The 14,821-nt window shown below is 54.0% G+C and carries 18 protein-coding genes; 5 read left to right on the top strand and 13 right to left on the bottom strand.

All coding sequences use genetic code 11. From position 1 onward, the window contains the following. The first annotated feature begins 181 nt into the window (after positions 1–181). Entirely contained in the window at positions 182–424 is a 243-nt protein-coding gene (locus tag ACIOU9_RS17820) for a hypothetical protein (protein ID WP_402697792.1), read from the top strand. A 426-nt stretch (positions 425–850) separates the two neighbouring features. Further along, positions 851–1,153: a hypothetical protein gene (locus tag ACIOU9_RS17815; protein WP_013350251.1), complete on the top strand. Its 303-nt coding sequence runs from the start codon at positions 851–853 to the stop codon at positions 1,151–1,153. A 61-nt stretch (positions 1,154–1,214) separates the two neighbouring features. Here the strand turns inward: ACIOU9_RS17815 and ACIOU9_RS17810 are convergent, their stop codons facing one another. The 10 genes from ACIOU9_RS17810 to ACIOU9_RS17765 form a co-directional block, all read right to left on the bottom strand. Then, positions 1,215–1,772 carry a hypothetical protein gene (locus tag ACIOU9_RS17810; protein ID WP_402697791.1) on the bottom strand — a complete coding sequence of 186 codons (558 nt, stop codon included), beginning with the start codon at positions 1,770–1,772 and terminating at the stop codon, positions 1,215–1,217. 380 nt (positions 1,773–2,152) lie between these two features. After that, positions 2,153–2,824 (bottom strand): hypothetical protein, encoded by a 672-nt coding sequence (locus ACIOU9_RS17805; protein ID WP_402697789.1) that lies wholly within the window; start codon positions 2,822–2,824, stop codon positions 2,153–2,155. 14 nt (positions 2,825–2,838) lie between these two features. Continuing rightward, complete coding sequence (locus tag ACIOU9_RS17800; RefSeq protein ID WP_402697788.1) at positions 2,839–3,882, bottom strand: restriction endonuclease; 1,044 nt, start codon at positions 3,880–3,882, stop codon at positions 2,839–2,841. A 224-nt stretch (positions 3,883–4,106) separates the two neighbouring features. Next, positions 4,107–5,171, bottom strand: a complete 1,065-nt coding sequence (locus ACIOU9_RS17795; RefSeq protein ID WP_402697787.1) for an HNH endonuclease — start codon at positions 5,169–5,171, stop codon at positions 4,107–4,109. Positions 5,172–5,247: 76 nt separating this feature from the next. Continuing rightward, positions 5,248–6,081, bottom strand: a complete 834-nt coding sequence (locus tag ACIOU9_RS17790) for a hypothetical protein (protein ID WP_402697785.1) — start codon at positions 6,079–6,081, stop codon at positions 5,248–5,250. A gap of 209 nt (positions 6,082–6,290) precedes the next feature. Further along, a complete protein-coding gene (locus tag ACIOU9_RS17785) occupies positions 6,291–6,875 on the bottom strand; it encodes a recombinase family protein (protein WP_402697784.1) in 585 nt (194 codons plus the stop codon). A 295-nt stretch (positions 6,876–7,170) separates the two neighbouring features. Beyond that, complete coding sequence (locus ACIOU9_RS17780; protein ID WP_402697782.1) at positions 7,171–7,638, bottom strand: HEPN domain-containing protein; 468 nt, start codon at positions 7,636–7,638, stop codon at positions 7,171–7,173. Then, positions 7,638–8,771, bottom strand: coding sequence for a DUF262 domain-containing protein (locus ACIOU9_RS17775; RefSeq protein ID WP_402697780.1), 1,134 nt, complete (start codon positions 8,769–8,771; stop codon positions 7,638–7,640). The genes ACIOU9_RS17780 and ACIOU9_RS17775 overlap by 1 nt, the downstream gene beginning before the upstream one ends. A gap of 254 nt (positions 8,772–9,025) precedes the next feature. After that, on the bottom strand, positions 9,026–9,730 hold the full coding sequence (locus ACIOU9_RS17770; protein ID WP_402697778.1) for an Abi family protein: 705 nt from the start codon (positions 9,728–9,730) through the stop codon (positions 9,026–9,028). A gap of 279 nt (positions 9,731–10,009) precedes the next feature. Beyond that, on the bottom strand, positions 10,010–10,585 hold the full coding sequence (locus tag ACIOU9_RS17765) for a recombinase family protein (RefSeq protein ID WP_402697776.1): 576 nt from the start codon (positions 10,583–10,585) through the stop codon (positions 10,010–10,012). 223 nt (positions 10,586–10,808) lie between these two features. On the opposite strand from ACIOU9_RS17765, the gene ACIOU9_RS17760 reads away from it, so the two are divergent. Further along, a complete protein-coding gene (locus tag ACIOU9_RS17760; RefSeq protein ID WP_133833160.1) occupies positions 10,809–11,330 on the top strand; it encodes a hypothetical protein in 522 nt (173 codons plus the stop codon). Positions 11,331–11,434: 104 nt separating this feature from the next. Here the strand turns inward: ACIOU9_RS17760 and ACIOU9_RS17755 are convergent, their stop codons facing one another. Both ACIOU9_RS17755 and ACIOU9_RS17750 read right to left on the bottom strand, forming a co-directional pair. Continuing rightward, entirely contained in the window at positions 11,435–11,986 is a 552-nt protein-coding gene (locus ACIOU9_RS17755) for a hypothetical protein (RefSeq protein WP_133833159.1), read from the bottom strand. 338 nt (positions 11,987–12,324) lie between these two features. Continuing rightward, a complete protein-coding gene (locus ACIOU9_RS17750; RefSeq protein WP_402697775.1) occupies positions 12,325–12,909 on the bottom strand; it encodes a recombinase family protein in 585 nt (194 codons plus the stop codon). 284 nt (positions 12,910–13,193) lie between these two features. Between ACIOU9_RS17750 and ACIOU9_RS17745 the strand changes: the two genes are divergently transcribed. Both ACIOU9_RS17745 and ACIOU9_RS17740 read left to right on the top strand, forming a co-directional pair. Next, positions 13,194–13,658 carry a hypothetical protein gene (locus ACIOU9_RS17745; RefSeq protein ID WP_402697773.1) on the top strand — a complete coding sequence of 155 codons (465 nt, stop codon included), beginning with the start codon at positions 13,194–13,196 and terminating at the stop codon, positions 13,656–13,658. Continuing rightward, complete coding sequence (locus tag ACIOU9_RS17740; protein WP_402697771.1) at positions 13,658–13,852, top strand: helix-turn-helix transcriptional regulator; 195 nt, start codon at positions 13,658–13,660, stop codon at positions 13,850–13,852. The genes ACIOU9_RS17745 and ACIOU9_RS17740 overlap by 1 nt, the downstream gene beginning before the upstream one ends. A 40-nt stretch (positions 13,853–13,892) precedes the next feature. Here ACIOU9_RS17740 and ACIOU9_RS17735 read toward each other — a convergent pair whose 3' ends face one another. Beyond that, complete coding sequence (locus ACIOU9_RS17735; protein WP_402697770.1) at positions 13,893–14,363, bottom strand: GNAT family N-acetyltransferase; 471 nt, start codon at positions 14,361–14,363, stop codon at positions 13,893–13,895. Positions 14,364–14,821 lie beyond the last annotated feature (458 nt).

Genomic DNA, 14,821 nt, shown 5'->3' with positions numbered 1-14,821 from the left:
AAACGCTATCTCGCCCGTCGGATCTTCAGAATCTTCAGTGCTTCAAAAATGATTGAAGAGGTTCCGGTTGCGGCTTGACAGACATAGAAGAGTCAAAGGGGGAAGTCTTCGGAACCTGTTTACCAGCTCATCAGTTTGGTTCCGAAGCTCTCCACCACCCCACCAACCAAGGAAAAGAGCCATGACGCGCAACGCCTCAGAGATCTACGAAGACCTCAAAGCGCTGGCCAACGAGCTGGAAGACCTCGCGAAGACCGGCCGCATCACCATGAGCACCGACTCATGGAACAAGGACTACCCCGACACGAAACCAGCCGTCGCCCAAGCCCTGGCAACGCTACAGGTCGCGATCAACGCGACCTGCTGGATGGAAACCCTACCCGAAGCCGAATCAACCGCGACGAAACCAGGGCATCGCGGTTAAGCCTCCTGCCCACCTGTGCACAGCAAAAGCCCAATCGCTGCGCTGCTTTTCCTGCACCCACGTGGACAGCAGGAACCAAACGACCTCCCGCACACAAGCCACAAGCTGCGGTACCTGAGTTCTCCTTCGACGGCGGATCGTGGCCCGTGCATGGCCTCTGATAAGCGAATATCACTTGCCAGGCCACGAGGAACACCTATCATGGGCACATCATCTTAAAGGAGTAAGACCACGTGGAGGTATCAGAGTTAACCCTTGGCGCTGCTGGGGTTCGTATGATGCTAACTGTGAGAAAGCTCTAACAATGACAGTTCGTGGCGAAAAAAGATCCTTGGGTCCATCGCAATCGTAACCTGTCGGAATTCATTATCAGAGATCTTCGCTACCGTAACTAGATTGTTTGCTTGGAGGACTTAGGATTATTCTATGGAGACATTTAAGCGTCAAAGGTATGTTGATTACCTAGTGAACGAACGTGGGTATGAAGCTCGCCTAACTCCGTGGGGAATCTATATCGAATATCCCAATTTTGACGATAATGGCACGGCGGTCGTCAAATGGAGGGTTACGGAAAATGAACTTGCCGGTTTGAACGGGATTAGAATGCCGCGAGGCTTTACCGGCGGCGAACAGTATGCGTTCTCGGAGTTGATAGCAGCTCTTCATACTTTCACTGGTTCACGGGGAACCATGTACGGGGCAAGTATGAGAATAGAAGCAGAAGACTGAGAAGGGCTATGGCGCACATGCGCCATAGCCCTTCTTGTTAGAACTTACCAGCGAAGCTTGATTATTTACCGCAAGCTCGGTTCACACTGTCGGGATGAGATGTGATGAGACGGGAATTTGTGGCTGAAACTGATGCCGTGACGCCGACTTTTTTTATGATCCGCCCACGGGAATCTCGAAGTTCATAAACCCCACCGTACCGAATAGTTTTATTGCCGCTTTGGTATTTCTTTAGGCATGACCATTTTAAGGCTTCGTTTGTTGCCCAATCCGCGAAGTCCCTCCAGTTCGCACCTAAGGATTCCGCCTGGTTGTTCCAGTCGTTCATGTGGCCAGCTTTGATATGCCGATAGCCCCAACCGATATTTTTACCTTTGACGACTTTGTTTGTGCCACAACGTAGATAGGCTGTACGTCCCGAGACTCCTTTAACCGTTTGCCTACTGAAAGTTCTGACGAGCTTTTCGTTCTTATCGAAAACGCCACAGGGTGACCAGTATGCTGCGGGTTGCGCGACCCCTAACTTCTGTTCAATGTTGTCAAAGTAGAACCGTTCTCCACTTTCCCCGACAGCATAGGCTGGGACTGCCTGTGTTTCTACGAAATTTTCTGGCTCCATCTGGGCTGCATTAGCTGGCGCGCTCAGCAACGAGCTACCTAGCAGAAGAGCGCCGAGAGCAATTGAAGTGATTTTTTTTCAAAAGTTTCACCCATCGATCTGTTAGTTGCCTTAGTCAATCATATTGATCAGCTTATACTGAGCTTTAACATTTAATCCGTATTTGACGAGGTATTGAGCGCAATTAAAAAATTTTGAACAGTCAATGCTTTGAGTAGTGTAGATGATTCAAAAACGGTCGTTTATGGGAATGTGAAGACCGCTGGTGAAGAATGACTCTTCACCTGCGGTCTTCTACTTTCTACATGTCCCGATACTGGGGACCGAAACGTCGCTTCTCGTAGACACCAGCGGACGGTTTTTGGGAAGTCTCAAGGCGGTCAGTTTTCGTCGCTGGTTCGTTCATTGAGCCAGATAGCGTGGTCCAGGTGGGTTACTGTTTCGCCGCAGCCGGTGGCTTTGTGGGTTTCGGTGACGATGTGCCGGGCGAGGTCCGAGGTGATTCGCAGGTCTAGCTGGTGCGTGTCTGCGACTCGTTGCACGGCTCTGATGATCCAGGTATCTGGTTTGACATCTCCATGTCCCAGGAGCATGCCGAGGTAGCGGTAAGTGACGTTCCCGAGGCCGTGGACGCTGCGGTAGGCGCGTTCGTGTTCTGCGTTCACGTAGTTGAAGTCTTGGGCAGTGTAGACCGGTGGGGCCAGTTCGGTCAGGTTCTTTGCGACGTGCAGGGCTGCTTGGGCTTTTGAGGTCCCGGATGTCTTTCCCCGGCCAAGGATGGCCTCGATATCTGCTGTGCTGAGTTTGAGCAGTTCGCGCAGATCCTGGGCGGCCTCGGGGTGGGTTTCCTTGAAGGTTTTCAGTCGGGGGAGCAAGCCTTTGCCATGTTTGGTGGTGTATCTGGTTTGGATTGAGTAGATCGCATCGAGGATGGCCATGGGCAGATGGTTGGGCCATCCGCCAGCGTAGGCGGTGAGCTGTTCGTCGGTGAGTTTGGCGACGTCGCTGCTGAAGTGTTTGATCAGTTCTGCGTGCAGGTTCTGGGAAGTCATGGTTTTCTCCGTGGTTAGGATGCGGTGTCGGCGACGACGAGCAGGGGCGTTAATGGCATGAGGGTTCGCCAGCGTTCAGGCAAGGCTGCGTAGTGCTCTAGGACGAGGGAGACGATGTCTTCGCCGGTGATCAGGCGCAGTCCTGGCCGTTGGCGTTCGAGTGCGAGGGCGTCGCGGCTGTAAGCTCCTAGGGTCATGAACACGACTAGTTCGCCGGCTCCTTGGACACCGATGAGTTGCTGCACTTCGGGAGCGCCAATGGTCGCGGTCTTGTGTTTGCACTGCACTTTGATGAGCGGCGGTTCGACGCCCAAGGGATCTTTGTGGGCGATGACGTCGACGCCGCCGTCTTGGGAGTAGGCGGTGACGCGCGCTTGGTATCCCAGGGCCCGCAGGAGGTCGGCGGAGAATTCTTCGAACTGGCGGTGGTTGATGCGTTCTTGAAGTGCTTCGAGGACGAAGTCTCGGGTATGGCGTTCGATTCTGGACGCCCGGGGCTCATCGGAAGCGTCGTCATCGGGGGTGTTGCGGGCCGCAGCTTGTTCGACGACTGCGGTGACTTTTTCCATGTCATCGGTGCGGGTTTTGAGGGCGGCGAGGAATTCATGCGTGTGCTTGCTGACCTTGAAGAGTGTCAGTGCTGAGCCGATTTCGTAGAGTGCCGGTTGGGTGAAAACGGTGCGGGCGAGACCGATTTTCCTCCATTGCACTCGTCGGCGATGGCGGTGAGTCGACGCTGTCGTGTCGAAGTAGTAGTCGCTGTCCACGACGCCGATATTGATGGTGCTGTCCGGCTTGTACGGGGCGACGATGATGTCGCCGATCTGCATTTCGTCGCGGAAGCGAAGGAGCATCCCGGCCCAGGTCGGGATAGCTTTGTGGCGTTCTTCCGGGGTGATGCGGGCGAGCTCGGCTTTGAGTCCTTCGCGGCCGCCGGGGATCTGCGATAGATCATTGATGGTGTCCCAGCTGAGACTGACGAAGTTTTCCTCGGTCAGCTCGGTGGTGAGCGTGTCGTTGTGGAGGCCCCATACCTGCATGCGGTGTTCTACTTTCACGAGTGTTGTTTGAGCCCATCGTAAGCAATAACTACGACAAGTCAGGTATCGCAGACAAGGCATCATGTCTCGACGAGAAGATCGGCGATAGGAACGCAGCCAGAGAGAAGGAGCTGTCCTGGGCTTTCAGCCCTGTGGGCGATTCTGAAATCCCAGGAGGCAGGTAACTCCTTGGCACTTGGCCACCTCCAGGTGCCTGGCTGTTCTCTGCTTGATTGGCAGGATTAGAATTCGTCGATTCCTTCTTGCCAGATCGCGTTATCATCGGCATCGAGATGGAAGAAGCGGGCGTCGAAAGCCTTGTGGTGATTGGGGCACATCAACCGCCCGTTTCCGACGGTCGGCAGCCCGCCGTCAGCATCGGCGATCAGATGCGCGGCTTCGAGGATCGCGACCTCCTCTAAGCCGCAAACGATGCATTCGGCATCGTAATGCGCCAGAAGCAGTGCTCGGAAACGTCGTTGATGGCTGCGGTGCTTCGCCAGATAATACTTGTACCCTTTTTCAATCGGTTGTCCGGGATGCGGCTTGGAAGGTCCCAACGCAAGCTGTTCGACGTGGTCCTGCCATAGGGCTTCGAGGGCTTCAGAGTATGTTGATTCGAGGCGGACGCCCCCCGACATGAAGGCCTTCGGAAATTCTGGAATGTGATCGCGGATGGTTTTCCATGGCAGAAGGTCTTCGGGGGTAAGCAGCGCGTCCCAAGAGACCTCGACGTAAGGTGCTTCATCGGGACGCTCCTCATCCCAATGGGGCGACATGAAGATTTCGCTGGTGGCATGGCCGGATGCGATCAACCCACGGTTTTCCGAGCCGACGTGGAACATGTAGATCCGGTCGCCTGGAGCGACACCTTGTTTCTTAGTTCCTATGCTCCAGGAGAAAGGAACCGAGGCGCCTGCTTGGATTTGGTCTTGGGTATCTTGGAATTCTTTCTCGTCCCATTTGTAATTGTTGGGATTCCAGAGCACTTCGAACGCGGCGCCTCCGCGGGTAGTCTCGGGGGTGTTGTGCTGGGGTGTGATGTCGAATCCGAGGTCCATGAGGGTTTTCGCCGCTCCATGGAGCCCGCCGGTGAACTGGTTGCGTTCAAGGAGGGTGCCGGTTTGGATGAGGTGTGCGACGCCGGCGATGGCTTTGGAATCGTATGAGCGGCCGTCGCGCAGTAGCCAGTATGATTTGGCGGGGCCGAAGCCGTACTCGGCCAGGAAGTCTTCTCGTCCCATGCGGTCGAAAAGGTCCAGAGCTTGGTGGACGGCGGCGGGGTCAGTGAGATCTTTGAGAGTCATTGCGGTGTCCTTGATCTGAAGTTCGCGAGTTGAATGGGGTGTTGGCTCTTGCGAGCTGCCTGGAGAGTTGTAATGGTTAGCGTTGGGACGATCGGGTTAGCTGTTGGCGATGCCAGTCGCGGTGCCATTCGAAGTACTTGGCTGTTCGGGGAGTGTGCGCGGTTACTTGTCGGCCTACTAAGTCGTTGATGTAGGACTGCAGGTGGTGGGTTTCAGGAGCACGAGGTCCTTGCTGGACGAGTCCGTGCGTATCGACGGTGATGTAGCCTCGCTCGTAGACGGCGTCGCAGCCGAGGGCGCACGCTGCCATGACAATGTGGAGGTCTCCGCGTTCGTGTGAATCGCAGTGTGAGCGTTTCTTGATGTGTGATGCGACCAGGAGGGAAGTGGGCAGCTCTTTGCCGCAAAGAGCGCAGCCATTCACCGGTCTCTGGCCGAAGAGGAAGCTTTTGAGACGTGCATGTTCGGGGCGGTGGGCGGTGGTGACTTGGCCGTCGGGCCCTACGATGATGAACAGTTCTTCGTTCTCGTCGCTATCTTTGGCCGGTGCAGGATCTATAGGAACATTGTTGGGGGTGGTTGCGAGGCCGAGATGATCCATGATCCAGCAGCCGGCTTCGGTGGGCAGTTCCAAGAGGTAAGCCTGGTTGATGCCGCCGTTTTTGTTGAAGGGGCTGCCTTTTTGCTTCCATGCTTTGCGTAGTTCTAGCGGGATTTCCTTGAGGTGTAGTGGGGAATCCAGGGGATGCATACGGAGGCTTACTTCGCGGCCGGCTTCTCCCCAAGTATTGGCTGCCAGATTCTTGTAGGGCTTCGAGGCTCTGCGGGCAGGGGAGAGCACTTCGCTGATGGCTCTGATGTGTGAATCTGCGTAGTTAAAGACGATGTCGCCTGGTGCGAGGCTGTCCATGCGTTCCCAGTGGGATTGCGTACGGCCGTTGCTGGTTGTGAGCGGTGCCCAGAGGATGTTTAGTTCAGATTCCCAGGCGTACGTGGCGCCTTGGTTGACCCACCAAAAGTTGCCCAATTAGATCCCCATCTATTGTTCTCTTATAGTGCTATCTAAGCACGTCAGAGCGACAGAATAGGTCTATTTCGAGGGTGTAAAGCCGCCGAGCACTAGTGGGCTTTTTGTCCTTTGATCCGGCGGTAGAGCGTCGCCCTGGACATGCCCATGTCTTTGGCTACTTGGGTTGCTGGTTCGCCGGCCTGGATAAGTTTTGCGGCGGTGCGGATTTGGGAGTCGGTGAAGGTCGGGCGGCGGCCTCCTAAGTCGCCTCCGGTGGTGCGGCGTTTGGTGACAGAGTCGTTGATGCGTTCGCGCTTGATCTCCAGTTCCATCTGCGCGAGGGCGGCCATGACGGTGAAGACCATGGCACCCATGGGTGTTTTGGTGTCTACGTCGCCGCCGCCGAGGTTGAGGACGCGGAGTCCGATATTGCGTTCACGAAGTTCTTGGGCGAGGTCGAGCATTTTCTGGGTGGAGCGCCCGAGACGATCCAAGGTGGTGATCACGAGAGTGTCGTTTGGGTGCAGTGACTCGAGAGCTTTATCGAGTCCGGGCCGCTTCGCCAGTGCTCCGGAAAGGCCATGATCGACGTAGAGGTCATCGCGCCGCACTCCGGCAGCGAGCAGGTCCTGGATTTGCCGTTCGGCGTCTTGGGCTTTGGTCGATACGCGGGCGTATCCGATCAGCTTTGTCATTGGTCCTTCGGAAGTGTCTCGCAACTAATAGTGTTTACATCATTCTATGACATTAGTTGCGAAACATAGTTGCGAGAATTCCGAATCGTGGAGTTTCCGCGGATTTTTCACCTGCGGGATCGATGGCCGATGAGACGTCTTGCAACTCATAAGTTATAAGAAGTAATAAGCTGGGTATTTAACCCTCTCCAGTCATTTTATGGGGTAGGACGGCCGCGAAATTAGTATGTCGGCATTCTGCATGTCAACTAAGTTCAGTTCCTTTGCTCTACCTAGTAGGTGTTCTTGCCCGAACTCACTCATCTCCCAGAATTTCCGCCAGAGCACGAAAGAGTTTCTTGAGATCATCGAAGTACCGCCTGATTGTCACTAGCGTGATGCCAGCGTCACCCCCATGCGCTATTACGTTGCGGATGGCCGCTACGCTTTCAAGGGCTGCTAACTCTTCCTGTTGCCCCTCACTCAGCAACTCCCACCAAGTAGGGTCAAGGGCTTCGACCAGTCGTTGCAATTTTGTGTCATCTAGGCCCCAGACCAGCTTGAGTTGTCCTTGAACATATCGATGAATCCGAGGTGAGGATTTGGTTCTGGCGTGCTCAGAAACAAGTTCCTTAACGCTCTGTTCAGCGAACCCGGCAACGAGGACGCACAAGTATCTTGCATAATGAGACGTGAGTTCTGCTGGGAGAGACTGTTCTTCGATCAAAGCGAAAAGTGCCTCAGTCTTCTGAACGCGTCGCTCGACCTCAGCGCTACCGCGCACTAGACCACCTCAGCAAACGCAGAGGTTGCCTCCTCAAGCCGTTGCCTCACAGTCTCTTCAGCGGCTGTGGAGCTATTCGTAGCCTGGCGGTACTTGTCATTAGACAACAAAGCGTTGTAAGTGGCATTAAACTGCGTAGGGTTCGTGATCGGCCCCGTCTTAACGCGGCGCATTACGGCGACAGCCAACGAGTCTAGAACAGCGGCATTGAGGGGTCGTACGGGACGAAAGGCTTTGGGGCCGACATGTTCGTGAAGATTTTGCATCGCAGTTTCAAAGACCTGCCAGAGCTCAACAGAAGAGTCAAGAATTCTCGTCTGATTCAGCCTGAGGTAGCCATTCAGGTATCCCTTTAGCGGTCTGCTGTACGCAACGGTCTCCTCGTACATGGCAAACACTCGCAGAATCATTTCTTGATCCTTCAATCGGTTTGATTTGGGTCCGTAAAGGCTCCTCCATGATGGTATTTCGTTGATGGCGCTAATCCCGTGAAGAAATGGACCAGGGTACAGTGCCACCCGGATTTCCTGTGGCTGAAGTGGGCTTCCTCCAGTGTTCAGCCTTTCGAAGATCGAATAGACCGCATCTTGGGAGCCTTCGGAGTCCTGTCGAAGCACCGTGGCATGGATGATGCTATCGTCTAGCCGGCGACGGTCTTCAGGCTCAAGCTCTTCGTATGAGAGATTCGAAAATGGTTTTTGCACCTGCCGCAATCTGTATCGAGAATCGCCGATAAGCCCCGAATAAAAGAACTGCAAAGTTCGCAGACGCTGTTGGCCGTCCAAAACCAACAATTTATTAGCCCTATCACGCACCAGAAAGATGCCTGGCACCGGCAATCCGAGAAGGAGGCTTTCGATAAACTTGTCCATTTGGGGCCTCGACCAGACGAAGCCCCTCTGAAATGCTCCGACATCCTCAGAGCCGTCAAAGGCAGGATCGAAAGAGGGAACAACAATATCGCCGGACTGCATCCGTTTGACGAGGCCGTCAACAGGGTAATCAGCGCCATATGAAGTGATTTCGTATGCCGTTTGAAGGACTTCGTCCGTTTGATCGACGTCCACGATGTCTTCACCAAACTGAGGAATCAGCTTGTCCATCGCGCTCGCATCGAAATCTACTTCACTCAATTCAACCCCCATAAGTTAGCCAGTCGACTTCAAGGGTACGTGAGTTGTATCTTTGGCGTGCGGAATAGACGCCTGAAGCTGATAATTAAGACTTTCGCTTGTCTCATAACCTAAGTGCTCGACAACAGATGGAATGAGAGTGGCTGATTCCGATATTGTCCGATGGCTGAAAATGAGTTCGTTATAAATGATTAGTCGTATTGATAAGAGTGGGTCGGCGGGAGACAAGTCTCTCGGATGTGCGATTGGTCAAGTTATGGGCGTGATGAAAGTAAAAGTGCAACCTCACTGTGTGATCTCACGTGTCCTTGAATGTCGCGGTCAAGCACACTCAGCAGCCAAAAGAGATCGCGGTGGGCCTTATTTGCACGACTTAAATTCGGTTCATGATGCGCGATTCGATTTCTAAAATCATTCAATGTGCGAAGTCGGGAGTGGACCTCTTGCCTAGAGACGCCAGATGAAAAAGCCTTATGCAAAGCTAGGGTCCACAGCGACGGTTCGAATCGAGAGTCCATTAGCTCGGCCCAAATCCCAAACGTTAAATTGGCAACGATCCGGCCCTCTATGTGAGCAGTAAATTTTGCAGTTGTCTCATCACAACGAAATTTTTCGCGAGATTCTTCTAATTTCGTCCGCAGCCATAAGTTCTTGTCGTAGCTATTGCCATGTTTATCCGTGCCCGGCAAGGGAGGAAAAGTAGTCAAGGCTACTTGAGAGGCCATCCAGCTTAGCGATGGAGTTACTAAGGTAGCGAGCTGTCTATGTAGAGCGTTCCTTAGCGCGACTTCCATATGAGCGAAGTCGTGGAGGAACGCAGCATTAAGTGCAGTGTTCCATTGATACAAATCAAACGCTCGCTGCGCATCGTTCCCCGAAGCACGCAGATATGTGTTGAATCTTTCCACGGTCAGCCATGTTTGCACCCAGGTTTGATACTTTGACTTGTTCGGATGCAATCTTGCTTCCTTTCGGCTATGCTGATTAAGCAAGTTCAGGATAGCCTCTGGCAGAAGATTTCTGTTATGTTACTTGAACACATGACTTGGTCGCCCCGGTATTCCGTCTATGAGCGGACCCGGGGCGTTCCCATATCTTCAGGTAGTGCCAAGTGGCGCACTAACTTCATGGTTCTTTTTACACCTCAGCAGCAGGCTGTATCGGTGAAATAAATCCTTCCGGGCTTGTTGACTCCTGGTGGTGGTGAGGATAAGAAGAGCTCTCTATGCTTGGATGCATCAGTTATCTTTACTTTTTGATGATTTACCTAGCGCTCGATAAACCGTACTGCGGCTGACGCCAAGAACCTCACCGATTTGTGCCACTGTCATGTCCTTCTGTTCATACAGTCTCTTGGCGGTGCGGAGTTTCTCGGGGGAGAGGCTCGCAGGCCGTCCGCCGGTGCGGCCGCGGGCGCGGGCTGCTTGGAGGCCGGCGTTGGTGCGTTCGCGGATGAGGTCGCGTTCGAATTCGGCCAGGGACGCGAAGATGTTGAACACCAGCCGACCGCCAGAGGAACTGGTGTCGATGTTCTCCTGCAGGGATTTGAACTCGATGCCTCGTTGTTGCAGTGCGTCCATGTGATTGATCAGGTGGCGAATGGAGCGACCGAGTCGATCGAGACGCCAGACCACCAAAGTGTCGCCTGGCCGTATCTGATCTAGCAGCTTATCGAGCTCAGGGCGTGATTCAAGTGCGCCGGAGGCGGTGTCTGTGAAGATGCGAAAGCAGCCAGCTTTAGTCAGTGCATCGTGTTGGAGTTGTGCGTCTTGGTCGCCGGTGGAGACTCTGGCGTATCCGAGGAGGTGTCCCATGGCTCTAAATGTATCAATACTCGTGGGACGGTCATTGTTTTGACGCATAGTTTGTGACACTGATTTTTGCGACAAATCACGTTTAAAAATGTGTTGAGTTTTCGACGGTCAGGAATTTTCGGAGGAGCCACCGGCATTGTGTGTCAAAAACGACCGTTTTTGGTGTCCCGAATGAGGAACCTCTAAGGGCCATGTCTCAATTCTTGCGAGGTAAGCTCACACTATGTCCGAGACTGACCTCTTGTTGGAATTGAATCCCACTCCTGGCACCGTCGTGAAGCTCGTCAAGAAATTGGTCGACGAGCCTTGGCCACGGTCTGATCAAGAACGCGAAAATCTATTCGCGCGTCTTGGATTCATATCAGGGGGCCGGTACGAGCTAGAGAACGAAGAATCACCCCACCAGATGAATGAGCTGGATATATGTGTCGGCGGACAAGTGCTTGGTTCATGGGACACGTATAACCGTAAGTTCCTAGGTGTAACAATCCACCTCTACAGCACTCAAGAATCCGGTGCACCAGCAGTTCAAAACGGATTCAACGAACTACGTATCCAACTCACCGATCTCTTTGGAAAACCAGAACATCCGTGGGACAACGAAGAGACGCCACCCTGGATTTGGGAGGCCAACGGCCGGACGATCATTACACACTTCTTCAACCGTCGGGACAGCACTGTGATGTTGAGCGTAGAAGGTACAGCTCTGGCTGCCGTTGCAGAAGCTGATGCAACTTCCGGCTGAGCAATTGTCGTTTTCCAAAGCCGTCTCCACTGAGATCCGATGACCGCCAGCTGAACCCTAACTGGGATCGCGTTAGCAGGCCTCTACCACCAGCGCGCACGTACCTATTTATTCCACAGTCTCATGAACCGGTTGCGTAGTCGATCAAGCCATATTGCGGCCTCAGGTTCCTGCCGACGCCACCTGGATCGCGCGATGAACCTTTCCGCGTCTATTAGCGCGGTATCGTACTGGACACGGTTGAATACCAATAGCTGAGGGAAGAGTGATTCTGGATCGTTAGCATCGGGCTCGTCGTCGTTTTCATCGTCATCTCCGGCCCAGTGAGGTCGTCTCCAGGTGACTGTGTCGGCTGTCATCTCGACCTCGACCGCAAGATTGCCGCAATCCATATCGCCGCACGCCCTGCAGACTGTGATTTCTAGTTCTTCTCCCGAAAGCCTCTCATCGCGGTCGCCGTACGCCCCGCGATAATCAGTCAACCATTGGTGTACTGCTGCGCGCGAGAAACGGCGTGCAAACGGAGAAACCCCCCAATGTCGTTGAATATCGACTATATCGATGACCGCGGTCCCGTCGATGACAAGGTCCACGGCTTGATCAGCGGAGTTCCATCGCGCCATGATCGATGATACGGGGATGCGTGGCGTGTCCATTTCGCCAGTATGGCACAGTCCGAATCATGTTAATCGCTGAAGCGCGCCCCGCGCTTTATTCGAACCTACAAGCTTTTTCTTTCGCACCTGCAACAGTCACACCGTCCCGTAGGGGTCTGTCCGGCATGGCGTTTTGGACAGTTCTTTAGGGGGTGTTTTTATGCGAACACCCACTCTGACTATGACTGTCAGATTCCGAAGTTGGCTGCACATGAGCCGTTGAAATTCCGGGCTTGTGCAGTCGACTATGGACATAAAAATTTCAGAAGTCGACTGCACGGAGTCGGTTTTTGATCAATAGTCCTCTGCACTATCCTGCACAGAGGGAATGTGCGGCCCTAACTGGCTGTTTCACCCGCGCGTTTAATAGCGCGGTAAACAGTGGATCTAGCCACTGAGAAGAGTTCGGCAAGTTCTGCCGTCGTATGGGTCCCCGCGTGGTGAAGCGCGACTAAGTGGGTTTCTTGTTTCTTGGAGAGTTTGGGCTGTTTGCCGCGCAGTTTGCCCTTTGCTTTGGCAACGGCCATGCCCTCGCGGGTACGCGCCCTGATTAGATCTGCCTCAAATTCGGCAACCATGGCTAAGACATTGAAGAGTAACTTGCCTACAGGGTCGGTGGGGTCATGGATAGATCCGCCGATGCTGAGCTTCACCTCACGGCGGGTGAGTTCGTCAACGATGTCTTTTGCGTCGCGTAATGAGCGTGCCAGCCGGTCTAGTTTAGTGACCACCAGCGTATCCCCATTGCGGCAGGCGGCCAATGCTTCGCTGAGTCCTGGCCGTGCTCTATTGGTGCCGGTGAGGCCTTGGTCGGTGAATATCTTCTCAGGAGGCACGCCCGAGGCCATGAGCGCGTTCTTTTGAGCTGTGAGGTCTTGGTCGTTAGTGGATACGCGCGCGTATCCGATCAGGAGTCCGGTCATGATTTGGAGTGTACCGTTTAGCGCCCCTTCACCGGGCATTTTATCGGGCGGGGTATACGGGAATCTAGCAATCGCTGAAACTCGCCAAATTTATTAGTGTCCGAAGTCGTCTGTAGTTGTACCGGTGAACGACTGGCTTACGGGACCGTCGGTGAGACGGGGAATCGGAAGGAGTGAGCTTGCGCATAGAGACAAGCTCCTTTGACGTAAAGCCCCCTTGTCAGTAAAGTTTGTTTTACAGTAGCGGCTCCGTCAGAGCCTTGTTTTTAGAGAGGGTGGATGAAATGAATGCCGACGAGGTTTCACAGAACCGCTGGGGGAAAGCGCGCTTTGGCGGCAGCTCTGCAGCCTTAATAGGTGCCTCGCTTGGGATAGGCATCTTCGTCTCAGCAAGCCTAGGATGGGGCTTCTCGTTGCTCGGTAACCCGGAGCGCCCGGTGCTCGTTTTTGCCATTATGGCCATTGGTACCCTGCCAGCAAGTGCAGCGCTCGGATGGGCACTCCTTGTTGACCGATCAACACTTTCTGGTGTAGTCAAAATGCCAGACGATTCCATCGAATCCGCTTGGTACGAAAAAGCTGCAAGTGGCGCTTTCGGAGACATTCTCCTCGTTGGCGGGCTCGGCGCTGCAGTGTTCGCGTTCATGAAGATCGAAGCTCCTGTTAGTTGGTGCCTCTCCGCCATGGTCCTTTTCGCCATGCTCGACATCGCAGCACGTTACCTCTGGCAGAAGAAGTCGGCTTCATAGTGCAGAACACGCTCCCTCAGCGCCGTAAAGAGTTGGGATGGTCTCAACAGCGTCTAGCCGACGAACTCGGGGTGTCCCGTCAAACCATCATTTCTATTGAGAAAGGCCATTACGATCCCTCGCTGCCGGTTGCTTTCAGAATCGCAGCTGCCTTTCAATGCAGCATTGAGGATCTATTCACACCTAGGACGTAAACCAATCCGCAACAAGACATTGTCCCGCAGTGGGTTCGACTTATGAAACTGATGCTAGCCGGCGGACGAGGATGAGCGTTGGTCCTGACCAGTCGAGGTTGCGGTGCTCTTCCAAGGGATAGAAATCGGTCGCCAGATAGAAGGAACGGGTCTGGGCGTATGAGTCGCTGTCGAAGGACGGTCCTACCGTGTGAACGGATAGCAGCACGCATCCGTCTTCCGCAAGGTCGGCGGCGACGCCGTCGATAAGTGCCCGTCCAACTCCTTGACCTCTCACTTCTGGGGAGATTGCGATGAGGTGCAATTCTGCGGATTCAGGAAAGTGCCGACGGACAAGTGCAGCACCAATCGTGGTTCCAGATTCGCGCGCGAGCATGCTCACAAAGTCGTCGTTGGCGGCATCGGCAACGTACTCGTCGATTGCTTCAGGATCTCCGAACCACTCCGGCAGTGCCTCCAGGATGCGGCGGACGGCTGATGGATCTCGTGCGTATTCGAGCTGGAGTGTCATGCGGTTTATCCTCTCACTTCGCGAGTTGGTTCGACCGCGAATCCCAGGTGGCGTCCATTCGTGTGGCATCGTGCCAAGCTCCGCCAAGCGCCAAATAGTCGAAGGGTGATTCTCAAATTCCCTCATGATGCGACGTAGCACTTCATACTATTGGTCATGCCCGGTCAAGGTTCCTCATACGGTGCGATGAAGAAGGCAAGCATTGCTGTGTTTGAATGAAGCGTGAAAGCTTCCAGAAATACTGTTTACATGATGTTGGGACTCCTGCTGACGCTCGCAGGAGCGGCAGGTGGTTTCGTGATGTTCTTGCAGCCGTGGAGGAGCTGTCCTGAGATTGATGACAGTTCTGCGGGCTGTCCTGCGACATCAAATGATTTGGGCCTACTTGGCCTTGCCATTTCCGTACTCCTCGTAGGGGTATCGTTCTTGATCATGTCCAGGAGGTCAGAGCGGATTCC

The organism is Glutamicibacter sp. NPDC087583 (genome assembly GCF_044743685.1).
In the GTDB taxonomy this organism is placed as follows: Bacteria; Actinomycetota; Actinomycetes; order Actinomycetales; family Micrococcaceae; genus Glutamicibacter.
This window is presented reverse-complemented; position numbering and strand designations above follow the sequence as displayed.

Coding starts and splice junctions, on each gene's coding strand:
- ACIOU9_RS17820 (WP_402697792.1), top strand. CDS start 182: ATGACGCGCAACGCCTCAGAGATCTACGAAGACCTCAAAGCGCTGGCC.
- ACIOU9_RS17815 (WP_013350251.1), top strand. CDS start 851: ATGGAGACATTTAAGCGTCAAAGGTATGTTGATTACCTAGTGAACGAA.
- ACIOU9_RS17810 (WP_402697791.1), bottom strand. CDS start 1,772: ATGGAGCCAGAAAATTTCGTAGAAACACAGGCAGTCCCAGCCTATGCT.
- ACIOU9_RS17805 (WP_402697789.1), bottom strand. CDS start 2,824: ATGACTTCCCAGAACCTGCACGCAGAACTGATCAAACACTTCAGCAGC.
- ACIOU9_RS17795 (WP_402697787.1), bottom strand. CDS start 5,171: ATGACTCTCAAAGATCTCACTGACCCCGCCGCCGTCCACCAAGCTCTG.
- ACIOU9_RS17790 (WP_402697785.1), bottom strand. CDS start 6,081: ATGGACAGCCTCGCACCAGGCGACATCGTCTTTAACTACGCAGATTCA.
- ACIOU9_RS17785 (WP_402697784.1), bottom strand. CDS start 6,875: ATGACAAAGCTGATCGGATACGCCCGCGTATCGACCAAAGCCCAAGAC.
- ACIOU9_RS17765 (WP_402697776.1), bottom strand. CDS start 10,585: ATGGGACACCTCCTCGGATACGCCAGAGTCTCCACCGGCGACCAAGAC.
- ACIOU9_RS17760 (WP_133833160.1), top strand. CDS start 10,809: ATGTCCGAGACTGACCTCTTGTTGGAATTGAATCCCACTCCTGGCACC.
- ACIOU9_RS17755 (WP_133833159.1), bottom strand. CDS start 11,986: ATGGACACGCCACGCATCCCCGTATCATCGATCATGGCGCGATGGAAC.
- ACIOU9_RS17750 (WP_402697775.1), bottom strand. CDS start 12,909: ATGACCGGACTCCTGATCGGATACGCGCGCGTATCCACTAACGACCAA.
- ACIOU9_RS17745 (WP_402697773.1), top strand. CDS start 13,194: ATGAATGCCGACGAGGTTTCACAGAACCGCTGGGGGAAAGCGCGCTTT.
- ACIOU9_RS17735 (WP_402697770.1), bottom strand. CDS start 14,363: ATGACACTCCAGCTCGAATACGCACGAGATCCATCAGCCGTCCGCCGC.